Origin of the sequence: Shewanella sp. AC34-MNA-CIBAN-0136, from assembly GCF_040309945.1 — a bacterium.
Lineage (GTDB): Bacteria > Pseudomonadota > Gammaproteobacteria > Enterobacterales > Shewanellaceae > Shewanella.
Genome location: NZ_JBEOPJ010000001.1, coordinates 246,099 through 269,257 on the forward strand (window position 1 = coordinate 246,099; position 23,159 = coordinate 269,257).

The 23,159-nt window shown below is 41.0% G+C and carries 22 protein-coding genes; all 22 read right to left on the minus strand.

Annotated elements, in window-relative coordinates:
• Nucleotides 1–117: 117 nt before the first annotated feature.
• The 22 genes from AAEY94_RS01045 to AAEY94_RS01150 all read right to left on the minus strand — a co-directional run bounded on the left by AAEY94_RS01045 (nucleotide 118) and on the right by AAEY94_RS01150 (nucleotide 22,964).
• Nucleotides 118–1,467, minus strand: a complete 1,350-nt coding sequence (locus AAEY94_RS01045; RefSeq protein WP_350976587.1) for a sigma-54-dependent transcriptional regulator — start codon at nucleotides 1,465–1,467, stop codon at nucleotides 118–120.
• Nucleotides 1,460–2,455, minus strand: a complete 996-nt coding sequence (locus AAEY94_RS01050) for a sensor histidine kinase (RefSeq protein WP_502959374.1) — start codon at nucleotides 2,453–2,455, stop codon at nucleotides 1,460–1,462. Before AAEY94_RS01050 ends, AAEY94_RS01045 begins: the two co-directional genes overlap by 8 nt.
• Before the next feature lie 654 nt (nucleotides 2,456–3,109).
• Nucleotides 3,110–4,540 (minus strand): sigma-54 dependent transcriptional regulator, encoded by a 1,431-nt coding sequence (locus tag AAEY94_RS01055; RefSeq protein ID WP_350976592.1) that lies wholly within the window; start codon nucleotides 4,538–4,540, stop codon nucleotides 3,110–3,112.
• A gap of 727 nt (nucleotides 4,541–5,267) precedes the next feature.
• Nucleotides 5,268–5,672, minus strand: a complete 405-nt coding sequence (gene fliS, locus AAEY94_RS01060; protein WP_162022656.1) for a flagellar export chaperone FliS — start codon at nucleotides 5,670–5,672, stop codon at nucleotides 5,268–5,270.
• A 6-nt stretch (nucleotides 5,673–5,678) separates the two neighbouring features.
• Complete coding sequence (locus AAEY94_RS01065; RefSeq protein ID WP_102037680.1) at nucleotides 5,679–6,005, minus strand: hypothetical protein; 327 nt, start codon at nucleotides 6,003–6,005, stop codon at nucleotides 5,679–5,681.
• 14 nt (nucleotides 6,006–6,019) lie between these two features.
• Nucleotides 6,020–7,384 (minus strand): flagellar filament capping protein FliD, encoded by a 1,365-nt coding sequence (gene fliD, locus AAEY94_RS01070; protein WP_350976596.1) that lies wholly within the window; start codon nucleotides 7,382–7,384, stop codon nucleotides 6,020–6,022.
• 99 nt (nucleotides 7,385–7,483) lie between these two features.
• Nucleotides 7,484–7,888 (minus strand): flagellar protein FlaG, encoded by a 405-nt coding sequence (locus AAEY94_RS01075; protein ID WP_350976599.1) that lies wholly within the window; start codon nucleotides 7,886–7,888, stop codon nucleotides 7,484–7,486.
• A 115-nt stretch (nucleotides 7,889–8,003) separates the two neighbouring features.
• Nucleotides 8,004–8,846, minus strand: coding sequence for a flagellin N-terminal helical domain-containing protein (locus tag AAEY94_RS01080; RefSeq protein WP_350976602.1), 843 nt, complete (start codon nucleotides 8,844–8,846; stop codon nucleotides 8,004–8,006).
• A 219-nt stretch (nucleotides 8,847–9,065) separates the two neighbouring features.
• On the minus strand, nucleotides 9,066–9,914 hold the full coding sequence (locus AAEY94_RS01085) for a flagellin N-terminal helical domain-containing protein (protein WP_350976604.1): 849 nt from the start codon (nucleotides 9,912–9,914) through the stop codon (nucleotides 9,066–9,068).
• An 83-nt stretch (nucleotides 9,915–9,997) separates the two neighbouring features.
• Entirely contained in the window at nucleotides 9,998–11,200 is a 1,203-nt protein-coding gene (gene flgL, locus AAEY94_RS01090; protein ID WP_350976607.1) for a flagellar hook-associated protein FlgL, read from the minus strand.
• Between the two features lie 10 nt (nucleotides 11,201–11,210).
• Complete coding sequence (flgK, locus tag AAEY94_RS01095; protein ID WP_350976610.1) at nucleotides 11,211–13,118, minus strand: flagellar hook-associated protein FlgK; 1,908 nt, start codon at nucleotides 13,116–13,118, stop codon at nucleotides 11,211–11,213.
• Nucleotides 13,118–14,275, minus strand: a complete 1,158-nt coding sequence (gene flgJ / locus AAEY94_RS01100) for a flagellar assembly peptidoglycan hydrolase FlgJ (RefSeq protein ID WP_350976611.1) — start codon at nucleotides 14,273–14,275, stop codon at nucleotides 13,118–13,120. Before flgJ ends, flgK begins: the two co-directional genes overlap by 1 nt.
• 17 nt (nucleotides 14,276–14,292) lie before the next feature.
• Nucleotides 14,293–15,399, minus strand: coding sequence for a flagellar basal body P-ring protein FlgI (locus tag AAEY94_RS01105; RefSeq protein WP_101085423.1), 1,107 nt, complete (start codon nucleotides 15,397–15,399; stop codon nucleotides 14,293–14,295).
• Between the two features lie 10 nt (nucleotides 15,400–15,409).
• Nucleotides 15,410–16,084, minus strand: a complete 675-nt coding sequence (flgH, locus tag AAEY94_RS01110) for a flagellar basal body L-ring protein FlgH (protein WP_350976614.1) — start codon at nucleotides 16,082–16,084, stop codon at nucleotides 15,410–15,412.
• A gap of 9 nt (nucleotides 16,085–16,093) precedes the next feature.
• Nucleotides 16,094–16,882: a flagellar basal-body rod protein FlgG gene (gene flgG / locus AAEY94_RS01115; protein ID WP_123777077.1), complete on the minus strand. Its 789-nt coding sequence runs from the start codon at nucleotides 16,880–16,882 to the stop codon at nucleotides 16,094–16,096.
• Between the two features lie 11 nt (nucleotides 16,883–16,893).
• Entirely contained in the window at nucleotides 16,894–17,637 is a 744-nt protein-coding gene (gene flgF, locus AAEY94_RS01120; RefSeq protein WP_101085429.1) for a flagellar basal-body rod protein FlgF, read from the minus strand.
• A gap of 288 nt (nucleotides 17,638–17,925) precedes the next feature.
• Nucleotides 17,926–19,314: a flagellar hook protein FlgE gene (gene flgE, locus AAEY94_RS01125; RefSeq protein WP_350976619.1), complete on the minus strand. Its 1,389-nt coding sequence runs from the start codon at nucleotides 19,312–19,314 to the stop codon at nucleotides 17,926–17,928.
• Between the two features lie 60 nt (nucleotides 19,315–19,374).
• Nucleotides 19,375–20,160 carry a flagellar hook assembly protein FlgD gene (gene flgD, locus AAEY94_RS01130; RefSeq protein WP_350976621.1) on the minus strand — a complete coding sequence of 262 codons (786 nt, stop codon included), beginning with the start codon at nucleotides 20,158–20,160 and terminating at the stop codon, nucleotides 19,375–19,377.
• Between the two features lie 23 nt (nucleotides 20,161–20,183).
• Nucleotides 20,184–20,600, minus strand: coding sequence for a flagellar basal body rod protein FlgC (flgC, locus tag AAEY94_RS01135; protein ID WP_101085435.1), 417 nt, complete (start codon nucleotides 20,598–20,600; stop codon nucleotides 20,184–20,186).
• 2 nt (nucleotides 20,601–20,602) lie between these two features.
• Nucleotides 20,603–21,001 (minus strand): flagellar basal body rod protein FlgB, encoded by a 399-nt coding sequence (gene flgB / locus AAEY94_RS01140; RefSeq protein WP_182743881.1) that lies wholly within the window; start codon nucleotides 20,999–21,001, stop codon nucleotides 20,603–20,605.
• 136 nt (nucleotides 21,002–21,137) lie between these two features.
• Nucleotides 21,138–21,971, minus strand: a complete 834-nt coding sequence (locus tag AAEY94_RS01145; protein WP_350976626.1) for a CheR family methyltransferase — start codon at nucleotides 21,969–21,971, stop codon at nucleotides 21,138–21,140.
• 72 nt (nucleotides 21,972–22,043) lie between these two features.
• Complete coding sequence (locus AAEY94_RS01150; protein ID WP_011636633.1) at nucleotides 22,044–22,964, minus strand: chemotaxis protein CheV; 921 nt, start codon at nucleotides 22,962–22,964, stop codon at nucleotides 22,044–22,046.
• Nucleotides 22,965–23,159 lie beyond the last annotated feature (195 nt).

Consider the following 23,159-nt stretch of genomic DNA (forward strand, 5'->3'; position numbering starts at 1 on the left):
AAGCAACCTCTCCATTAAATGCAACAGGTTACTCTTGCGTAGGTTAACGATAAAAAATAGACTTAATTAGACTATTAAATCATAACGTTAACGAAAAAATTACTGACAAAATTTGCGTTAAGCAGGTAATTGAATACCCATATCACGCATTTTGGCCATTTTATAACGTAGCGTACGGGCGCTTATACCAAGCTTTTCAGCGACCATTTTTCGACTGCCCTGACATTGATTTAGAGTTTCTAAAATAATGACATGTTCCTGGGCTTTTAGTTCGTCACCTAAACCGTCAACTTCGGCTGGCTTATCCGCATCAACACATTCAGTTGCAACTAACTTCACATCGGCACAATCTAAAATAATGTCATTGACACCAATATCATCATTAACCCGTAATATTAGCGCTCGTTGAATAACATTATCTAACTCACGCACGTTACCGGGCCAACGATGAGTTAATAAACGTCGAGTGGCAGCATCATCAAGCTTAGGTACCGAAGCCATATTAAATGCTTTAGCATGTTTAATCAGTAAATGCCGTGCCAGCGGTAATATATCTGCAGGACGCTGATGCAGTGCAGGCCACGTTAACGGAAACACATTAATTCGATAGTATAAATCTTCCCTAAACTCACCTGATGTTGCCATCGCTTTTAAATCTCTGTTTGAGGTTGCCAACACTCGAACATCAAGTTTAATGGTTTTACGGCCACCTAAACGCTCTACTTCGCGCTCTTGTAATACCCTGAGCAATTTAGCTTGTAAGCCAAGTTCCATCTCAGATATTTCATCAAGTAATATCGTGCCGCCTTGAGCCTGTTCAAACTTGCCTGGGCAGGCTTGATAAGCGCCCGTAAATGCACCCTTTTCGTAACCAAATAAAGTGGCTTCTAACATATTTTCAGGTATTGCTGCGCAGTTAATCGCAATAAACGGCTGATCATGGCGTTGGCTATGTTGGTGAATATAGCGCGCTAACACTTCTTTACCTGAGCCACTAGGACCCATAATCATTACCGACGCATCAGACACAGCTACCCGTTGAGCCAACGACAACAGCGCTAAACTTTTCTCATCTGCTACCACGGGTTTATCATGATTTTGTTTTAAAGGTAAATAGCGTGACACCTGATTCAACAACACTTCAGGCGCAAACGGTTTAGCCAAATAATCCACCGCGCCTAATTTCATCGCACTCACGGCACTGTTAATAGTGGCATAAGCGGTCATTAACAATACTGGCAATTTAGGTTGGTTTTGTTGTAAATAGCTTAACAAGCCCATGCCACCAATACCGTCCATTTGTACATCGCTAATCACCAAATCAAATTGGTTGGCTTTTAGGGCCAAAATGGCCTCTTCAGCGCTACCTACATCTACACATTCGTAATGGGCAAGCATTAGGGTATCAAGCAATGCCTCACGTAAATCAGCATCATCTTCGACTAATAGAATATTTGCTTCAGCCACGCTTCACCTCCTGATCACTTGCTTTGTTAATGTGCGGAAAGCTCAACCTAATATGGCAACCCATACCAGGCTTACACGACAATTGAATTTGTCCACCATGGTTACGCACTACCGACTGTACAACCGCTAACCCTAACCCTGTACCCTGGCTTTTAGTAGTAAAAAAGGGTTCAAGGATTTGTTGTTGCATTGACGGTTCGAGCCCTTTGCCATTGTCGATGACATCTAACAATAGCCCATCTGGTGTTTCGCTGGCACTGACTTTTATTTTTGTTGCGCCTGCTTCAAGGCTATTCATCACTAGATTATTCACCGCAGAACTGAGAGCATTCGCATTGGCAAGCATCAATGAATGTGAAGTATCTTCAACAACAAGCTGGCAGTGTTTTTTATCGGCTATCGGTTCGCAGCTAGCCATTACTTGGCTAATGATTTCATCCATTGAGACTGATTCAGCCATCCCATCTTGACGTCCCCTTGCCATTAGCAACATGTCATTAACTTGACGTTCTAGCTCATTAAGCCGGTCGACCAATTTAGATTGAAACTTAGACCTGGCAGAATCAGATAATTTAGGGCTAGCAAGATTAGAGGCATACAGCAAAGCTGCAGACAATGGGGTGCGCACCTGATGTGCTAATGTCGCCACCATTTTGCCTAATGCCGATAAACGTTGTAAATGAGACAAGTTTTTCTGCAATAAACGGGTTTCAGTGAGATCGGTTAACACAATCAACTGCCCAGGTTCAGGCGATAATGGCGTAATAGCCAATTTTACCCGTCGACCATTTTTAAGCGACACTTCATGGCCGTCATCATCTTGTGGGGCAAAAGCGCGATGAATAATATCAAACCAACGAGCCCCCTGCAGAGGTCGTCCTAATAGTTCGGTTGCAACTGGATTGGCTAACGTAACCACACCGTCACCATCAAGGATCACCACACCAGATGGCATGGCTTGAAGAATATGCGCCATTTGATTTGACATATTGGCGGCCTTACTAGAATAAGCACTGATAACCGGATTGGCAGAATTAGTAGCTAAGTTAGTGGCAGAATTAGTGACTGAGTTAGTGACTAAGCTGGTAGCAAAGCTGGCAGCAAAGTTCACATTACGCTGCTGAACTGAATTAATCCCAATAGCTGGCGATTCCGCCTCTGTATCAGTTGTGGTGATAGACGAAGCTGACGCAGGTAACTCATAGTCTGAATGATCTGTATGTGTTAACGCTCGTGCTAAATACATGGTCGCTCCGTCAAAAAAATAACATTTGATTAGCTGGATGCATTTACTGTGCCAAGCAATTTATTATAGTAATAGAAGCGTCGGCAGACCGTTTTTAAGCCAATGATAAAGCAACATACTTATGAGTTCAGTTTATTGGCCTTACCACATTTTACAAAACCAATATTTCGGCCAGCTAGCAATAAAACTATTTAATAACACTCCTTAATCACACTACTTAATCACAATATTATCTAGTGGTAACAATATATTACTTCTCAAGTTAAAAACATTTGCTGTGCCAAGCTATTATCTCAAGCACTAGAAACATGAGATCATTAATTTTTCAGTTACTGATAAAACGAAAAAACACACCTGAGGGTGTGTTTTTATAAAATCCAAAATTCAGATAATGGTCTAGTCTTTACTCAAACCATATTTACGCATTTTTTCGACTAATGTTGTACGACGAATACCCAACATTTCGGCGGCTCTTGCTACCACACTGTCTTGCTGCTCAAGTGCTTGACGGATCATGTCGATTTCTAATTCCGCTAGTAAGTCTTTTAAATTAACCCCTTCTGGCGGCAATTCACTAGGGAAACGCGTTTCTGGTATTTCAACAGGTTCTTCATCACTGAATATTGAAGCTAAAGCATCGCGCTCCAATTGTTCTTCACTGATTTCAACACAATATTCTGGTACCTCGATGTAACGGTACTTATGCGGTAAATCATTAACGTCGACTAATCCACCAGGGAATAAGATGGTTAAACGCTCGACCAAGTTTGATAATTCACGCACATTACCAGACCAAGGGTGTTCTTTTAACGATTCTATCGCACGTTGAGTAAAACGAACCTTACCGCGGCCTTCATTAAACACTCGGCTAACTAATTCGTGCAATAAAAGCGGCACATCGTCACGACGCTCACTTAAACTTGGCATCTCAATTGGGAACACATTGAGTCGATAATATAAATCTTCTCGGAATGAGTTATCTACAATCATGGTTTCAAGGTCACGATGTGTTGCGGCAACGATACGCACATCGGTAGCAATCGTTTTACTGCCACCAACACGTTCAAATACCTTTTCTTGCAACACACGTAACAACTTAACTTGCATTTGCAGCGGCATATCGCCAATTTCATCTAAAAACAGCGTGCCACCTTCAGCCAATTCAAAACGGCCTTTACGAGATGATATCGCACCAGTGAAAGAGCCTTTTTCATGACCAAATAATTCACTTTCAAGTAATTCAGCAGGTATAGCGCCACAATTGACCGGAATAAACGGCCCATCTCGTCGTTCAGATAAATAATGAATATTACGCGCTACAACCTCTTTACCGGTCCCCGATTGACCCAGTACTAATACTGTCGCATCCGAGCTTGATACTTGGTTTATCAAATGGCGGACTTTAGCAATACCTTCACTGCGCCCGACTAAGCTTCGGAATAGCTTGGTTTGATTACCATTAGTTAAGGTATGTTCTCGCTTGGCCTGGCCAAAAACTTGGCAAAAATGCAGCAGTTCGGTCAATTGCGGATAATTTATCGGCTCTTCAATTGTGCCGAGCATATTGGATAAATTGATATCGGTATCGCCTAACAACAACATCGGTTGCCAGGGCACTATAGCGGCTATGTTTTTGATACTCTCGACGCAGATATTTTCATCAACAATGACAACAGCGCGATACCGAGATTGCTCAATCAGGGCTAAAAAAGATTCATTAGAGACAATTTCGCACTGCTCGCCTAGGAATTCGAAAATGCAGCACAAACGAGTCACGCGCTCTGATGGGGTACCGACAATTAAAATTCTTTGTTCTATTTGCATCATTCAGAAGGCCAAAAGCTCTTGTTATAGGTATTGATTCGGGATGATTATGCCGCATATCGCCACATAAACCAAAGTACATTGCCGTCATTAAAACTGACAACACTGACATTATTCTAGCATTATTCCGAAAACAGGATCGTTAATCCGCTAAATACAGTGAAGAAAAACGAACTCAATGGTAAATAACCTCAGCTAGGGATAATAAATGGTTATCAAACAGCTCTTTGTCTCGCTAACTGTGTTGCATTGACTTGCAATAGGCTAGCTATTGATGCAGCTAGTAATAAGAGACTGCGCCTTGTTAGCAAAACAAATGACAAGTTTGATATGAAATATGCCGCATGCTGTCATTTTGCCTTACATAACCCACATCTTAACCCGAGTTGAGGTTAAATATTGTATTATCAGCCCACTATAAGCAAGCATCAGTTACATTTTATCTACAACAGATAGCATTTTATGTTGAAAATGGTGATTTTTCATTCGAAAATTCTAATGGAGCAAATTTTGTTTCGGTGGTGAGGTTAAATATAGACTTGACCAGGTCAACTCTCAAGAAACTCTCTCACGGAAAATAGATGATGCTAATAAATTAGCTTAAATTAGGTATTTAACATTGATACATGAATTGCAGGTAATAAAATTATTTACAGGCTCAAAAACTAAGCCAGACAGCAAAAAAGACGCTAAGCGTCTTTTTTAGTTTAAATACAGTATGCTGTAACGATTAATTTACTTCAGATGTTAAATGATGTTTATCTTGCGGAATAGCATCCCATCCTTCTTTGAGTGTTCTTAAAACAGCAACGGCATCATCGATAGCTTGAGTATCATTTTTCAAATTTGCTTCGGTTACTTTCATAATAATAAAGTCATACAATTGACTAAGGTTACCAGCGATTTCACCGCCTTCATCCATATTTAAACTATTATTCAGGCCGTTGACAATACCTATCGCTTTACCAATAAACAGACCTTTATTATTCATATCTCGGTTTTCAATGGCATAGCGACTTTGAGCAAGCCTCTCGAGACCACCAGCAAACATCATTTGAATAATACGGTGCGGCGAAGCGACTGATATTTCGCTGTCAAGCGAAACCTTACGATATGACTGTAAAGAACTTCTCATAATAACCTACCTGTTAGCATCAATGTTTTGATAAACCTTAATTTGTCGTTGATGAGCGCGCTTTACATTTAATAAATTTTGTCGATGAAACATTACTTTTGAAGCCCTATCTTTAAAACTATTCGTCAATATTAACTGTTCGGATAGTAAAGTAGCGAATGTGTCATCGACAGCACTATTAATCAGTGAAACGATATATAATTGACGCGCGCCTATAGAATCAAGCAATAATGAGACCAACTTGTCTGATTGTTCATTTTCTGCAGGAATTTTCTCAATTTGATTTAACGTATCTTCAATAGTTTCGTTAATCAGTTTAAGTTCAGCATTCAATCAAAGTTTTCCTTTTACTCTCTAACCACGCCAGGTAAGGAAGCCAGACTATTTGTCAGACTAGAGCTTTGTGTATTTAGCTGGGCGACAATTAAATCCATCGCATTAAATTGCTTCAATAAACGAGCCTCCAACTTCTCCATTTTCAAAGTAAATGCTTCTCTTTGATCAGTTATTCGACTAGTTGCTGAAGTATAGGAATTCTTACGACTATCAATCACACCACCAGACTTAGTATAACTCTTAACTAAATCATCAAATTGGTAAGCTAACCCTGTGTCGCTTGTTGAAAATATACCTTCAACGAGAGACATATTATTAGTAACAGCTTCACTTAGCTTAGTATCGTCTATTGAAAGTTTTCCTGAACTATCAGTCGAGATGCCAAGCTCATATAAAGCGGACTCAATACCATCAACGCTAACCCTTTCGCTGACCGTTTTTCGAAGTTGCGACTCTAAGGAACGGATAATCGAATCGCCTTGTAAAGCCGATGCAGTCTTTTTATCAACATCAAAAGAGGATAACTTGTCCATTGAAGTTAATAAGGCATTATAAGCACTGACAAAATTCTCAATATTACTCTTTACTGTGTCAGTGTCCTGAGCAATTGTGAGTGTAGACGTGGAGCCAATATCTGCTTTTGTTAGAGATAATGTAACCCCGGTAATCGCGTCATCAATATTATTACTTTGTGATGTTAGTTTTTGCCCATCGACATAAATAATAGAATTTGCAGCACTTTGAAGGGTTTCGATATTCCCTCCGTTAAACATGTCAGATAAACCAGTACCACTAGAGTCTGTTGCCGTCATAGTAATTTGGTTATCTGTTCCAGGACTTTTTGCGGTAAAAACGAGTCTGCTCCCAGCATCACTTTTAATGATAGTTGCTGTAACGCCAGAGTTGTCTGATGAACTATTAATTTTAGTTGCTATAGCTGAAAGACTATCAGTAGATTCGATGGCAACAGAAAAACTATCACCATTAATAGAGAAATCTAAACTTCCTTGCCCAACGCCTTGCGAAGGGTCAACCACATTTGCCCCAGCTAACTTTTGTGATTTAGCAAGCTGCTCGACCTTGATAACATAACTACCAGGCTGAGCATACTGATCTGCTTTAGCATTAAAAAAAGCACTATCTCCAGTAGTAACCGTCCGTAAATTTAATAGCTCACCACTTTGGAGTTTTTTGGAAGCATCTTGAAATGTTGATAAACTACTTTTTAATGTTCCGATAGCAGAGACTTTGGCATTTATTTTGGTTTCTTGTTGAGTAAACAGAGTCTCTTTAGGGTTTTTTTCTGCGGCTACAAGCACACTGACGATATTTGAAATATCTAGCCCAGAACCAATACCTGTCGCGGTTAGTGCCATAAAAGCCCCCGTTGAGTCAATTAATCATCCAAAAAATCATATAAATAGTCTACGAGAAAACTGAGTCGCTAAAAGATATCACCAAAAAAATTTAATTAATTATACCTCAATGGGCATCAAAACTCCTGATACGTCACTAATTTTTTTTGCTAATTCTAATGCTTCTTCGCTTGGGATTTGCCTAATAATATCGCCTGACTCAATATCTTGAACTTTAATAACTTGTTTTCCTGAATCATCGTCTACAGAAAATTTCAGTCCTTTCTGCATCATGGCGACCATATCTGTCAAATCTTTAGCAACTTGTTGTAATTGTGCCTCATCAGGCACTTTATTCTCAGCGCTATCTGCAGAATCACTATCATTTACGATGCTAACTAATGATGATTCATCGAGCTTAGCGGGTTCAATATTCGTCTTATTAAAAATTGGTTGTAAGACAGAATCTACTTTACTAAGGCCTGGGTGATTAGCAAGTTGAACAGTATTACTATTAATTTCCATTATATACCCCAGTAAGTCTATCTTAGATAATAGAATATAACTTTACTATCTTAAACTACGAAGGGAGATCCTTAACGGCTCTCCCTAAAGCATCCCTAATAACTAATTGCCTTAATTATAGTAGCGATAGTGCGACCTGAGGTAACTGGTTAGCCTGAGCTAACATCGCTGAACCTGTTTGCTGTAAAACTTGATTCTTCGTCATAGTTGATGTTTCTTTAGCAAAGTCTACATCTACAATACGGCTCTTGGCATCTGCAACGTTTGCTTGAGTATTAGCGCTATTACTGATGTTATATGACAAACGGTTTTGAATCGCACCTAAATCCGCACGTTGACCGTCAATTGTTGATATTGCTTTATCAATCGCTACAAGTGCAGTTGAACGAGCGATCGCTGCAGCCGCTGGAGTAGCAGCTGTCCCCCCAACACTTAACGTTGCTACGTTAAGTGAAGTTGCATTGCTAGTTTTAATCTGAACATCAATATCTTCTTCTCTTTGATGGCCTACTTGGAAGCTTTTTGCGGTCGAAAAACCACCAGCTAATAACTTAGTGTCACCAAATGCAGTTCTATCTCCAATTGCAGTAATTTCTGTCGCTAACGCCGAAATTTCTTTTTGAATAGCACCTAAATCAGCGGTACTGTTTGCACCGTTTTCGGATTGAATGGTCAAATCTCGCATGCGTTGTAACATATTAGTCTGTTCTTGCATTGCACCTTCAGCAATTTGAGCAATTGAAATTGCATCATTTGCGTTACGCATACCCACCTCTAACCCATTAACTTGAGAGTTCAAACGGTTAGAAATGGCAAGACCTGCAGCATCATCTTTAGCGCTGTTAATACGTAGACCGCTTGATAGACGTTCCATTGAAGTAGCAAGAGCACCACTTGATGAATTTAAGTTTTTCTGTGCTTTTAATGATGTTACATTCGTGTTTACTGTAATAGCCATGGTTACTTCCTCATATTGTTTCTAACTTGAGATATGCCTGTTTGCTTTATCTCAAGTCAGACAGGTCTTGCTCGTTACAATATATTTAACGGCTGCAACTATTTTATCTTTAGTTATTTTAATTATTTTTATTAAAATAATTAAAATAACTATTTTATCATGGGCTTGAAAAATGAAAACGGCTTCTTTATAGAAGCCGTTTCAGAAATCAAACCTGAATTAACCTAATAAAGAAAGTGCAACCTGTGGTAATTGATTAGCCTGCGCTAACATTGCTGAACCAGTTTGCTGTAAAACTTGATTCTTCGTCATTGTTGACGTCTCTTTCGCAAAATCCACATCGACAATACGACTTTTTGCATCTGCAACGTTTGCTTGAGTATTGGCACTATTACTGATGTTATATGCCAAACGGTTTTGAATCGCACCTAAATCCGCACGTTGACCGTCAATTGTTGATATTGCTTTATCAATCGCTACAAGTGCAGCTGAACGAGCGGTCGCGGCAGCCACTGGAGTAGTGCCAGCAGTCCCACCAACACTTAACGTTGCTACGTTAAGTGAAGTTGCATTGCTAGTTTTAATCTGAACATCAATATCTTCTTCTCTTTGATGGCCCACTTGGAAGCTTTTCGCGGTTGAAAAACCACCATCTAATAGTTTAGTATTACCAAACGCAGTACTATTTCCAATTGCGGTAATTTCTGTCGCTAACGCTGAAATTTCTTTTTGAATGGCACCTAAATCAGCAGTACTGTTTGCACCATTTTCGGATTGAATGGTCAAATCACGCATACGCTGTAGCATGTTGGTTTGCTCTTGCATTGCACCTTCAGCGATTTGAGCAATTGAAATAGCATCATTGGCGTTACGCATACCCACTTCTAAACCTCCAACCTGTGAGTTCAAACGGTTAGAAATCGCTAAACCTGCGGCATCGTCTTTAGCACTGTTAATACGTAGACCACTCGATAAGCGCTCCATCGACGTCGATAATGCTTGGCTCGATGTGTTTAAGTTCTTTTGCGCTTTCATTGACGTAACGTTGGTATTTACTGTAATAGCCATAAATAATTCCTCATTCCTAGTTTTGTTGCCAAGACTGTGGAGCTTGGCTAAATTTTACAATTTAACGAGATTGCTTTTTTTTGTTAGATGTAATCAAACAATGAAAGCGAACCCACTTTACTAAACACACTCGATACCGCATTAAGTGCAAGTTGTTGCTTTTCAAATTCTGTAATAGCTTCGGCATAATCTAAATCTTCGAGAATAGATAGAGTACTGCTATTGATAATTTTTTCTTCCAAATGGTTTGTCGAAATGCTCTCTAAACCTTTCAAATTGTTACCCGCGATCCCTCTTGCTGTACTGACTTGATTTTGACCACTATCTATATCATCCAATAACTGTGCCAACTGTGACTTGCCTTGAGGGGTATTTGTACCGTCCGGCGTTTCCAATAAGGCAAGTGCTTTTCTAAATGAATCAAAAATACTAATCGTTTCAATAGGCTCGAGAGTAAATGAGTCACCTGCTGTCGGAGTTCCGCTTAATTTAACGTCTATGCCATTAAAAGAAACCGCATTAGTAGGATCAAAGTTAACAACTGTTTTGACTGCTGTGTTAACCGAACTTAATACTTCAAGATCAACACCAGTACCATTTGCAACAAAATTAAATCTATATGTATCAGGTATATGAGGTGTAGAACCTGTTATTTTGGCACTAGCAACAACAAAGTCACCTTTTTGAGGAGACAAATAATTGACGCCATAATCACCTAAAGGATTAGCGGCATTCATAAAGGCTGAATCACCAGGAATATTTGTCGCCATTGCAATACCTGAAGCTACAACACTTTTTCTAACGCCAGAATCACCGCTATAAACAATTTCACCATTAGTATCAAAAGCAAAAGGTTGAGAATTCGTTTTATTACCCGCAAACATATAATTGCCAGATTCATCCTTGCTATTGGCAATAGACTGTAGCTCTTCTAAACTCGATCTCATTTCATCGGCAATCATTTGCCGCTCAACTGAACTAAGACTGCCGTTAGCGCCTCTTAATAATTGCTCACGCATTGATGAGATCAACGTTTCAGCACTACCAATTTTACTTTCGCTAATGGCTAAATGATTTGTGGCGTAATCGATATTTTTTTCATATTGTTCAACTAACGTATTTTTTTGCTTTAAGTTATCAATACCAATAGCAGCTACTGGGTCGTCACCAGCGGTATTGACTTTTTTGCCGCTAGAAATTTGCGCCATGATGGTGTTGGTGGCAGATTGCTTTTCTAATATGCTATTAGTGTTTTGCTGAAACATTTGTCCGGTAGAAATTCTCATGATGTATCTCCTAGCGAACCGAGCTTAATAAAGTATCGAAAATGGTTTGCGCTGTGGTCATAATTCTGGCGGCTGCTTGATAAGATTGTTGAAAGCGCAATAGATTTGCAGCTTCTTCATCAAGGTTTACACCCGATTCACTTTGCACTCGGGTACTAGCTTGTTGATATATTGCCGTCGCCGAGCCCACGCGCACTTCAGCAGACTTTGTCTGACTACCGATATCCAATTTAGTATTTTCAAATACGCTGGTTAACGTACCGGTACCGTTATTCATCAATTTAACGTCTGATAACTTAGCCATTTCAACTGCGTTGTTGTTATTGCCTTCGGCAAATGCTAAATCAAACGTAAAGCTATTAGAGGTACCAGAACCAGTAATATCAAAGTCCATACCAAAAGCATTAATATTGTTACCTGTGTATGTGGTGCTTGGGCCTAATGAAACACCTGCACTAGTAAATGCTTCATAACTATTTAATGTAGTGTCGAGCTTGAAAGTAATCGTTGAACCAACCTGGAAACCCGCTACAGTTGAATCCATGCTGTTTAAGCTAACTGAAGTGTTGCCTAAATTAGTTGAGGCCGATGTTAAAGTCGGCCCAGCTGCGGCAATGCCTTTAGGGTCGGTCATCACTACTTTTAAACCTGCAGCAGCACCCGCCGTTGGACGAATTTCAAACTTATCACCATCCGCTATTGGGCCGCCGGCAACATTAATGCTAAAACCTGCACTACTTGTTAGTTGAGTACCCGATAATGTTAAGTTTGATACTTTTCCGGTTTGGTTATCTGTTAATTGGTAAGCATTCGCTGTGGTAAAACTTAGTTGGTAGGTGCTTCCTGACAATGCGCCCACATCGTCAATATTGACCGACATGGCTGCAGTACCGCTATTAGTAGAATTACTTCCGACACGGCCAGATGCCATTAATGGGTCGTTAATATCACGAAAAATATCACTACCAACGTCACCGTTTAAATCAAAACCTTTGGATTGCATTTCGTTAAAGGTGTCTGCTATGCCTAATGCTAATTGGCCGAGTTCAGTACTGGCCGGTAATAAGGTGTCGTCCCTAAATGAAAATAATGCGCCAAGTTGACCACCCAGCTTAGACGGATCAACATTAAGGGTTTTGTCACCAATAGAAGCATTAATGCGCGGTTCATTTGGATAAGGATCGCCGGTACTGATGCCCATCGACATCGACACTTCACCTGACACCAACATTACTGAGCCGCCCAGCATAATTGACTTTGCGCCGGTATCTAAAGGGATGACATTAACCTGAGCATACTGGCTGAGCTCTAAAATGAGTGCGTCTTGTTTGTCTAGTACTTGACTGTCTTGGTCTTGAGATTTCATCAACTCTAAATTAATGTTGCCTAGTTCTTTACTGATTTCATTAATACGGGTGGTAATGGATTCTATTTGGCTATTGGTTTGTTTCACCTGGCCATCTAGTTGTGATTGCATTTGATTCAGACCAGCGGCTAACTGTTGCGCAGAACTTAAGCTGTTAGTGCGAATACCAAGATCTGTTGGTAAATCGGCCACACTATTGATGCTTGCAAAAAAGTTGTTTAGATTTTCTGGCACCATTTTACCAATTTGAGAATAAATCTGGTCTAGCTCACTTAACTTACTGTAAGACGTTTCAGCCGCACTCATGCTTGTTTGACCGATGCGTAGTTCACGTGCAGCAAACTCGTTGTAAACACGTTTAACATCGGACACATACGTGCCGGTGCCATAAAAATTATTGCCCAAGCGTTGTGATTCTAATGATGACTGGGTAGCAACTTGTCTGTTGTAACCTTCAGTATTGGCATTGGCAATGTTATTACTGGTCACCCCTAACTGAGCTTGAGATGCTTGAACGCCTGTGCGAGCGATATTGAGTAAGTCAATCGACATTATTTAGTCTCCACAGGTAATATAGATTTAAGGCCTTCTTTTACCGACTTCATCACATTGATGACTTTATTGGCATATTGAGGGTCGGTGGCGTAGCCGGCTTTTTGCAATGCTTTAATAAATTGAGTTGGCTCGCTGGCAACTTTACGTGCATCCTGATAACGATCGCCCTGGCTAATAAATGACACAAAGTCATTAAAGCTCTGTTCAAGGTTGTCATACATTCTGAAATCCGCTTTTTGTTGCACCGCAATGCCCTTTTCAAATTCCAATGTATTGACTGAGGTTTTGTCACCTTGCCAACGCTTGTCTGCTTTAATATTAAACAGGTTATGACTCATGGTGCCGTCGTTACGGCGTACCACTTTTTGGCCCCAACCAGTTTCTAACGCGGACTGGGCAATTAATACCTCTGCTGAGGTGCCTAACGATTTAGCCGCTTTTTCAGCGTGGGGATACAAGACTGAAATAAAATGTTCTGGGCTAGTAAATTGACTCACGGCAATGCCTTTAGCTTTAGGTACTGCAACATCTGTTTGCGGCAATACCTTGCCTACTTGTACTGCTTGACTGGCTAATTGCTCACCGCGTAATACGCTGTTTAACTGTTCACCGTCTAGCACATTAGTCAGCTGGGCTGACATTGGTCGCATCGATTCGGCGCTATCTATAACAGAATGGGCTGTATCAGAATTAGCGATTACTGAATACGATGCGGCTATTTGATCTTTTGGCGCAATAATATCGAGAGTGTCTTTATCTAACTCTGTTGCTGGAGCAACAAACATACTTGGGTTAACTTTATAATCACTATTGCCACGCAATACTGAAGCTGGCGTAATGGGGCTATCATCTGGGTCTAATTGCTGCACCATCATCTCAGCCAAGCCCAACATGCCTTTATTAGATAAATCGACTGACATTTGCTGATCGCGCATTTGTTCAAAAAACGCAGTGGTTTCACTGTTCATTGGATTGTCTGACTTAAACGCGGCATTAGCATCTCGCATGCTTTTCATCAGCATTTGAATAAAAATACCTTCAAATTGCTTTGCTGCTTCTTTAAGTGCCCCCTTCTCGTCTTTCTGGGCTTGGACACGAAGTGAATCTAGTCCTCCTAGATCCAGAAAGTTCGATGAAGCTGACAACTTTTCCATAGTCATTCCGACAATTATTAGATGATGATAAGTTCACCATGCAAAGCGCCTGCCATTTTTAACGCTTCGAGTATGGCAAGTACGTCTGATGGTGCTGCACCCACTAAATTCACGGCTCTTACGAGTTCGTCAAGTGTGGTACCTGGATTAAACATAAACATACGACGATCTTTTTCTGACACATCAATCGTACTATTTGTGGTAACAACCGTATCACCACCGGCTAATGCGTTGGGTTGTGATACTTGGGTGGCTTCAGCAATGGTGACAGTTAATCCACCGTGAGTGACAGCAGCGGGTAATAACTTGACGTTTTGGCCAACCACAATGGTGCCGGTACGTGAGTTAACAATCACTTTGGCTGATTCTTCCGCCGGTATAACTTCAATGTTTTCTAATACCGATAAAAACGACACCCGCTGTGATGCATCGCGTGGCGCGCTCACTTGAATAGAAGTGGCGTCAATGGCCTTTGCCATATCCGGACCCAGTAAATCGTTAATCGCATCTGCGGTGCGTTTGGCGGTTGAAAAATCTGAGCGACGTAAATTAAACGTTAGGTAATCACCACTAGCAAATGGGCTAATAACGCTGCGCTCAACAATGGCACCACCTGGAATGCGGCCAACGGTTGGGGTATTTTGGATCACCAATGAGCCATCAAGTCCTTCGGCACTAAAACCACTCACAATTAAACTGCCTTGAGCAATGGCATACACATTGCCATCGACCCCTTTTAGGAAGGTTTGTAATAAAGTACCGCCACGTAAACTTTTTGCTTCGCCTAAACTGGACACGGTAATGTCAAGATTTTGACCCGGCTTAATAAAGGCAGGCATTTCGGCATGCACCGCAACGACAGCGACGTTCTTTGAATTTGGACGAACAGAGTCTGGTAAATTAATGCCGAAATTTTTGAGCATGGTTCTGAAAGTTTGTTCGGTATAACGGGTTTTTTCCCCGGTACCTGGCAAACCGACCACCAAGCCATAACCGATTAATTGGTTACTTCGCACCCCTTGAATACTGGCGATGTCTTTAATCCGTTCTGCATGTGCAGGTGCGGTTAGCATTAGTATTGATGCGACTATCGATACAGCCGACGTAATCAGTTTAATTTTCATGCATTACTCCTTAAAAAGGCCACCAGTCACTCATAAAGAATGAACTCAGCCAACCGACTTTTTGGGAGTCAGCAAACGTACCGGTACCGCTGTACTGAATACGAGCGTTAGCCACTCGTGTCGAATCGATTGTATTGTCTGGATTAATGTCTTCGCTGCGGATCATTCCGGTGACACGAATAAACTCATCACCGTTGTTAATAGAAATCCATTTTTCACCGCGGATCACCAAGTTACCGTTACTGAGTACCTGGATGATATTGGCCGAAATACTGCCATCTAAACTGTTAGATTGATCGGCGTCAGATTCGCGCTTGGTATTCATGCTGTCGGAGTAACCCAAATCAATTGGGACGCCACTGATGGAAATATTTTTACCGCCGGCATAAACGGGCTCTACACTTAAATCTGAGCCTTTTTTGATTTCGTTATTGGCGCTTTTCGACGCTTGAGTGGACTCTTTTAAGGTCACGGTAATAATGTCGCCGACGCGATGCGCACGAATATCGGAATACAAGCTTGATGCTTGACTATCAAGATAAATAGATCCCGTTGGCGCCACCTGCGTCGGAACGGTATCTGGGTATACCGGCGCATAAAATGGGTCATCAGCAATCGGTTTCTTGGCAGTAGAACTACAGCCAGCCAATAACACTACTGAGGCTAACGCAATGTATTTAATCATGTTAGCTCCTTAGAGATTCTGATTAATATAAGACAACATCTGATCAACTGCCGAGATAACTTTAGAGTTCATCTCGTAAATACGTTGACCTTGAATAAGGTTGACCAACTCTTCTGTTACATTCACGTTAGACGTTTCTAGTGCTCCTTGGCGAATAGAACCTAAGCCGTCTTGTGACGCTGTACCTTGAATAGGTGTGCCACTTGCACCCGTTTCGGTATACAAGTTTTGTCCTAACGGGTCTAAACCTGCCGGATTAATAAAATCGGTCATGGTTAACTGGCCAATAACTTGACTGGCTGCGGTACCAGGGGTTTGCACTGACACTTCGCCCGATGCAGACACCGTAATACTGGTGGAATCATCCGGGATGGTAATTGGCGGTTGCACCACATAACCTGAACCCGGGGTTACAATCTGACCAGTATCATCTAAGCTGAACTGGCCATTACGCGTGTAGGCTGCTGTGCCATCTGGCATTTGCACTTCAAAAAAGCCCGAACCTTCAATCATTAAATCTAATGAGTTATCGGTAGTCAGCATGTTGCCTTGGGTAAACATTTTTTGGGTAGCAACAACTTTAGTACCCGCACCAATGTTTAAACCATTGGGTAACTTGCTGTTGTCTGAACTAATACCACCGGCTTGATTAACCGTTTGATAAAGTAAGTCTTCAAATACCGCACGACTTTTCTTAAATCCGACAGTACTGGCGTTGGCCACGTTATTTGAAATAACGGCAATGTTAGTTTGCTGGGCATCGACACCGGTTTTACTTATCCATAACGCTGGATGCATAATAATTACTCCTAACTAATTCTCATCAAGGAAGTGGACGCCCGATCAATTTCTTCAGCGTTCTTCATCATTTTGACTTGCATTTCGTATTGACGTTGAATATCAATCATGGCGACCATTTCATGCACTGAGTTCACATTACTGCCTTCAACCGCGCCGCTTTCAACTTGAACGCCGGGGTCATTTGGTGCATTACCACCCGCAGTTAAGCGAAACAAACCATCTTCACCGCGCATTAGGTTTTCGTTACCAGGATTAACTAATTTAATCCTCGCGACCTCTTCTATCACTTCAGCGGTTGCTCCTTGCGGACGTACTGAAATGATACCGTTGGCGGAAATTTCTATTTTCTCAACCGGAATGGGTAACACAATAGGACCCGAAGCTCCCATTACCGGACGGTTACTGCTATTTAACAACAAACCTGTACTGTCAATTTTTAAACTGCCCGCACGGGTGTACCCTTCAGAACCATCTGCCGCTTGCACTGCAAGCCAGCCATCACCCTTAACCGCAATATCAAGGTCACGACCAGTGGTTTTAATCGGACCACCGTTAAAATTACTGCCTGGGCTTTCCATCATCGAAAATACCCGAGTAGGCAAGCCTTCACCAAATGCCTGCATTGAACGGGCTTGGACCATGTCAGCTTTAAATCCATCAGTATTGGCGTTAGCAAGATTGTTCGCACTCACTGCTAGGGCATTCATCCCCTGCTTTGCGCCACTCATGGCAATATAAAGAAATTTGTCCATTTTTTGCTCCGTCAAACTTTCTGCAAAAACACTATATACACAGAATAAGCAAGCATCATGCCAATGAGATTTAAGTTGTGTTGTAAGGAGGTAACTACATGAATCGGTTAATCAATAAAATTAATGAATAACGCGTGAGTGTCAAAAAAGCATCTATCAACACTAGTGAGGTGATAACAAGGAGTAGCGAGGAGTAACAATAACAAGGATAAAGGCAAGGTGTTGCCGTAAACGGCAACACCTATTATCACGTAAACATAAATTGATAAGGTAAAAGTAAACGTAAACTTAGCGGATTTGTAATATGGTTTGATTTAAGGTGTTATTGACTTCAAGCGTACGCGAGTTAGCCTGGAAGTTACGCTGAGCCGAGATTAAATCAACCAGCTCTGTGGTTAAATCAACGTTTGATTGCTCAAGCGCAGATGAACGAATACTACCAAATGTACCGCTATTGGCCTCTCCCGCTAATGCAGCACCTGAATCGATACTGGCTTTCCAAGATGTATTACCCACCTGTGTAAGGCCTTGTTCATTAGCAAAGCGTACTAATGCCACGCGCGCTAACGGAACCGTTGAGCCATTACTGTAACTAGCGGTAATTAAACCATCGGAACCAATACCAACATTGGTTAATCGACCTACGGTAATACCATCTTGAGTCAATTCAGTCACTTCAAACGGAGAAGCATATTGAGTCGGATTATTAAATTTTATCGTAAGCGCTTGAGTACCATCGGCCCCAGGACCTAAAGCACCTGCACCAGCAGCACCTAAAGCCTCAGTGGTAATAGTGGTAGGGTCACTGATAGTATAAGCACCAACAGAGTTAAACTTAAGCACCGCACCTGACCATGTTCCACCAGCCGTGCCCGGATTAACAGCAGACGCGAGCCCTGTTGGATCCACGATACCGTCACCATCAGTGTCAGTATCTGTATCCGTAGTATATTCCCCAGCAGTTGTTACATCGACAGGATCACCATCAACAGCATAAAAAGCTACCCAATTACTTTCGCCAGTATGCGAACCACCAGTGGGTTTAACAAAGTAAGTGGTCATAATATGTGATTCACCTAATGAATCATAAATCGTCACTGAGGTGGAATTATTGAATGTATCAGAATCTGCAGGATTAAAATTAGCTGGATTTAATGCTATTTCACTCACATTAAGATTCATCTGCAAACCAACATTTTTAGTTTGCACTGGGCTACCCGCCGTGTCAGGTATCTTAATCGGTTGGGTTGTGGTTAAACTCACTGAAGTTGAGTTACCATCTTCATCCACTGGGAAACCTTGTAAAAAATTACCTGCTGAGTCGACCATATAATTACTTGAGTCAACTTTAAACGCACCCGCACGGGTGTATGACTGATCTTGCGAACCTAATTCTGAAGAGGTAACAAAGAAGCCACCACCACTGATCGCCATATCCAACGAGTTACTGGTAAATTGCAAGCTACCTTGATGAAACTGCTGCGCAACTTGTGTGGTAGTTGCACCGCCACCCACAGCTGTTTTACTGTTAGAAAAAATTGAATTGGCGTAAACGTCAGCAAATTCAGCTCGCGACTCTTTAAAACCAATAGTATTGACGTTGGCGATGTTATTCGCGGTTGTATTTAAGTCTTTTTGCGCGGCAGCGATACCACTCAATGCGATGTTAAATGACATATTACACCTCTCACAATTAATTCATTTATGATGACAGCTAACGGTTTGTTGTTAGCCGTACTATGTTTCAGATACTGCGAGTACGTCAGATAACTTAATTCCACCTACTCCACGCAAATTCAAAATTGCTCCTGTTGCTACAGTGCCTAATGACACACTGGTAACATGAGCGTAAGTCGATACGGCTAAATCTTGTGACGTTCCATCGACTTTACCACTGGCCTTAATGGCATAATTACCCGCTTTAGCTGGGTTGCCATTTTTATCTAGACCATCCCAAGTCACATCAACATTGCCGCCTTTACTGCCGTCAACATTAAAGCTCTTAATAAGCTGACCCGACTCGTCTTCAACCCTTACCGTAATCGTTTCAATTGCTGAAGGTGTACTAATCACCCCTTTTATCTCAGAGCTTTCAGTAGAGATAGCGCCGGTATCAGAAGGAATGAGCACTTTACGGCCAACCAAGCCTGAAGCTTGTAACGCCTGGCTAGAACTCATCACAGTATTAAGGTTAAGGATTTCATCATTAAGATTTGAAATACCATCGACTGTAGAAAACGACGCCATTTGGGCAATCATTTGATCGTTATCAACCGGTTTAAACGGATCTTGCATCGACAATTGCTGACTGAGTAAAGCAAAAAAATCTTCTTGCTTTAACATCTGATCTTTTGATTCAGGGATAGCGCTTTCTTCAGGCAAACGAATTCCGTCAAGGAAAGGATTACCCGTAGTTGTGCTGGTCGTATTTGTCTGTACAGAACTTTTCGTTGTAGCGCTAGTATTAGATGCACTACTGGATTGTTGCGGTAAAGACTGACTGTAAGAATTAACGAGGCTCATTGTTACCTCCTTGAATAATCATACTATTTACCCATCCTTAATGTCTGTTGCAACATAGACTTTGTTGCATCAGCCACCTGAACGTTCATTTGATAAGAACGCGATGCAGAAATCATATCCGCCATTTCTTCCATCACATTGACATTAGGTTTATAGATAAAACCATCACCATCCGCCATGGGATGGTCTGGCGAGTATTCTTTTAATAATGGCTTATTACTTTCGACAATGCCTTTAACGGTTACGCCAGGCGAACTGTTTTGCTGGCTATTGGCTTTTAGCATTTCGGCTTCAAAAACAGGATGACGCGCGCGATAGGTTTTATCGACACTGCTAGACACAGAATCAGCATTGGCAATATTACTGGCGGTGGTATTCAAACGCACTGACTGCGCAGACATACCTGAACCAGAAACATTAAAAATATTAAATAAACTCATAATTAATCACCTCGCAATGCTTTACGCATGCCACTAAATTTTCCCTCAAGAAAGCCTAATGACATTTGATATTCGAGCGCATTTTGCATAAATGCTGCTTGCTCTTTCTGCGTATCGACAGTATTACCATCGCCAGTATCAGCTTGATTTGGCATACGATATTGAACATGCTGTTGACTTAACGCCGTTAAATCAAAATGTTTCTCTGTGGTTTGGCTCATACTCAAGCCTTTCTGATGCGAGCTTGCCGCTTGCATAGCAGAAGCAAAATTGACATCTTGAGCTTTATAATGAGGAGTATTGGCATTGGCGATATTACTTGAAATCACTTCTGCTCTTTGAGCTCGAATGCCCAAAGAGTATTGGTGAACACCTAATGCATTATCGAAATTAATCGCCATAAAATTGCCTCCATCAGCTAACTGGTAGAAATAAAGCAAAGATTATGCCAACAATTTAATTTATGAGGGAATAAAAGATAAAAACAAACATGCCGACGAATGCCGGCATGATAAATAGATTAAGCTATTATATTATCTAGGTTTTCTTTTGATAATAAATTCCAGGATTACAGCGAACCATATTAAATTCTTCGGTTAATCCCGCAAGAGATTCTGACGCACCCAAAAATAAAATACCTTTAGGATTAAGTGCGGCAGCAAATTGCCGCAAAATTTTAGCCTTTGCCTCAGGAGCAAAGTAAATCAACACATTGCGGCAAAAAATAATATCGTATTTACCTAATAGGCTATAACTTTCAAGTAGATTATGGGCTCTAAAGTTAACTAATCGCTTCACATTATCTTTAACTTTCATGTTACCCGAAGGTAAAGCATCAAAAAACTGACGTTTACGTTCTTCAGACAAACCACGAGCAAGTGCTAAACCATCATATTCAGCATTTTTACAACGATCTAGCATAGAAGGTGATAAATCTGTTGCCTGAATTGCCGCGCCTCCTGGTAAAGCACCAGGTTTACGTTGTTGATATTCCAACACCGTCATGGCCAACGAATAAGGTTCTTGACCTGAAGAGCACGCAGCCGACCAAATTTTTAATGGTCTGCCAAGCTTACTGTATTCAGGCAGTAGAGTATTGTGCAGTAATTCAAATGGATAACGGTCTCGAAACCATAACGTTTCATTGGTGGTCATCGCATCTATCACTTCAGCGCGCAGTTGCCGTTCTATCGGTTTCATCGACTTTTTAACTACCTCAGACAAAGAAGGCAAATTATGCTTCCCCATCAAAGGCGCTAAACGACTGCGTACTAAATATTGTTTGTTCTCACCTAACACAATACCGCTATGCTGTTCTAAAAACAGCCTAAATTGATTGTACTCTGCTTCAGCAAGTGATTTATCTGTCACATTATCTTCCTAATAGGTAAGCCTATGAACTCAACCTCCAATATTTTGCAATCTTTTGCAATAATAAAAGGTTTATAAACTTAAATGTTTGTTAACCGCTGCGGCTAACTCATCGGGGTTAAACTTAGCAATAAAGTCGTTAGCCCCTACTTTTTGTACCATCGCTTGGTTAAATACACCACTTAATGATGTGTGCAATACGACTTTGATATTCTTTAATTTTGGATCATTACGAATTTCAGCCGTTAAGGTATAACCATCCATTTCAGGCATTTCAATATCAGAAATGATTAACGGAATTTCAACTGAAACATCATCCATTTCTGCGGCAATACTTTTCAGTTTTTCCAGCGCCTCTCTACCATCTTTAGCGGTATCGATTTGCAGATTTAATGACTCTAACGAACGAATAATTTGTTTACGTGCTACAGCAGAATCATCAATAACCATAATATGATAATGCTGTTCTCTATCAATAGTTAATGCTTCATTGAGCTCTTTACTGATAGAAGTCTTAACCGGTGAAATTTCATCAAGAATTTTTTCAACGTCTAGAATCTCAACCAACTCACCTTCAATCTCTGTCACCGCAGTTAAATAAGAAGAGCGGCCAGAACCTTGCGGTGGAGGCATAATCGCTTCCCAATTCATGTTGATAATACGTTCAACTGAACTGACTAAAAAGCCTTGAATACTACGGTTATATTCAGAAATGATAATAAAGCAATTTTCTGTTGATGTCAGTGGGCGTCCACCCGTTGCGGCACTTAAATCGATAACGGAAATGGTTGCGCCACGAATATGAGCAACACCTTTAACAAAACGATTTAATTTAGGCAACGTAGTCAGTGGTGGGCATTGCAAAACCTCTTTCACTTTAAACACGTTAATGCCAAACCGTTGACGGCCGCTAAGCCTAAACAATAGTAGCTCGAGTCTGTTTTGCCCGACAAGTTGGGTACGTTTATTTACTGAATCTAAAATGCTCGACATAACAAGGCCTTGTAGTTAACTGTCACCCAAAAGGATAAAAATTGTTCTTTGAAATTATAGTAAACCTTGGTTTAGCATAATACGGTTAGTACATATCTTACTGATGGTCACTCAATTTGAGTGTAAACCATCACCAATGTAACAAATACATCTCAATTTAATGAATCAAAAAGTGGGCATGCAACTTGCTTTAAT

What these genes read in the sequence shown, in the direction of transcription:
- flgL (WP_350976607.1), bottom strand. Translation starts at nt 11,200, where the DNA reads ATGAGAATTTCTACCGGACAAATGTTTCAGCAAAACACTAATAGCATA.
- flgC (WP_101085435.1), bottom strand. Translation starts at nt 20,600, where the DNA reads ATGAGTTTATTTAATATTTTTAATGTTTCTGGTTCAGGTATGTCTGCG.
- AAEY94_RS01105 (WP_101085423.1), bottom strand. Translation starts at nt 15,399, where the DNA reads ATGAAAATTAAACTGATTACGTCGGCTGTATCGATAGTCGCATCAATA.
- flgJ (WP_350976611.1), bottom strand. Translation starts at nt 14,275, where the DNA reads ATGGAAAAGTTGTCAGCTTCATCGAACTTTCTGGATCTAGGAGGACTA.
- flgE (WP_350976619.1), bottom strand. Translation starts at nt 19,314, where the DNA reads ATGTCATTTAACATCGCATTGAGTGGTATCGCTGCCGCGCAAAAAGAC.
- AAEY94_RS01085 (WP_350976604.1), bottom strand. Translation starts at nt 9,914, where the DNA reads ATGGCTATTACAGTAAATACCAACGTTACGTCAATGAAAGCGCAAAAG.
- flgK (WP_350976610.1), bottom strand. Translation starts at nt 13,118, where the DNA reads ATGTCGATTGACTTACTCAATATCGCTCGCACAGGCGTTCAAGCATCT.
- fliS (WP_162022656.1), bottom strand. Translation starts at nt 5,672, where the DNA reads ATGAGAAGTTCTTTACAGTCATATCGTAAGGTTTCGCTTGACAGCGAA.
- AAEY94_RS01075 (WP_350976599.1), bottom strand. Translation starts at nt 7,888, where the DNA reads ATGGAAATTAATAGTAATACTGTTCAACTTGCTAATCACCCAGGCCTT.
- flgH (WP_350976614.1), bottom strand. Translation starts at nt 16,084, where the DNA reads ATGATTAAATACATTGCGTTAGCCTCAGTAGTGTTATTGGCTGGCTGT.
- flgF (WP_101085429.1), bottom strand. Translation starts at nt 17,637, where the DNA reads ATGGACAAATTTCTTTATATTGCCATGAGTGGCGCAAAGCAGGGGATG.
- AAEY94_RS01055 (WP_350976592.1), bottom strand. Translation starts at nt 4,540, where the DNA reads ATGATGCAAATAGAACAAAGAATTTTAATTGTCGGTACCCCATCAGAG.
- flgG (WP_123777077.1), bottom strand. Translation starts at nt 16,882, where the DNA reads ATGCATCCAGCGTTATGGATAAGTAAAACCGGTGTCGATGCCCAGCAA.
- AAEY94_RS01080 (WP_350976602.1), bottom strand. Translation starts at nt 8,846, where the DNA reads ATGGCTATTACAGTAAACACGAATGTAACATCATTAAAAGCACAGAAA.
- AAEY94_RS01050 (WP_502959374.1), bottom strand. Translation starts at nt 2,455, where the DNA reads ATGTCAAATCAAATGGCGCATATTCTTCAAGCCATGCCATCTGGTGTG.
- fliD (WP_350976596.1), bottom strand. Translation starts at nt 7,384, where the DNA reads ATGGCACTAACCGCGACAGGTATTGGTTCTGGGCTAGATATTTCAAAT.
- flgD (WP_350976621.1), bottom strand. Translation starts at nt 20,160, where the DNA reads ATGAGCCTCGTTAATTCTTACAGTCAGTCTTTACCGCAACAATCCAGT.
- AAEY94_RS01150 (WP_011636633.1), bottom strand. Translation starts at nt 22,964, where the DNA reads ATGTCGAGCATTTTAGATTCAGTAAATAAACGTACCCAACTTGTCGGG.
- flgB (WP_182743881.1), bottom strand. Translation starts at nt 21,001, where the DNA reads ATGGCGATTAATTTCGATAATGCATTAGGTGTTCACCAATACTCTTTG.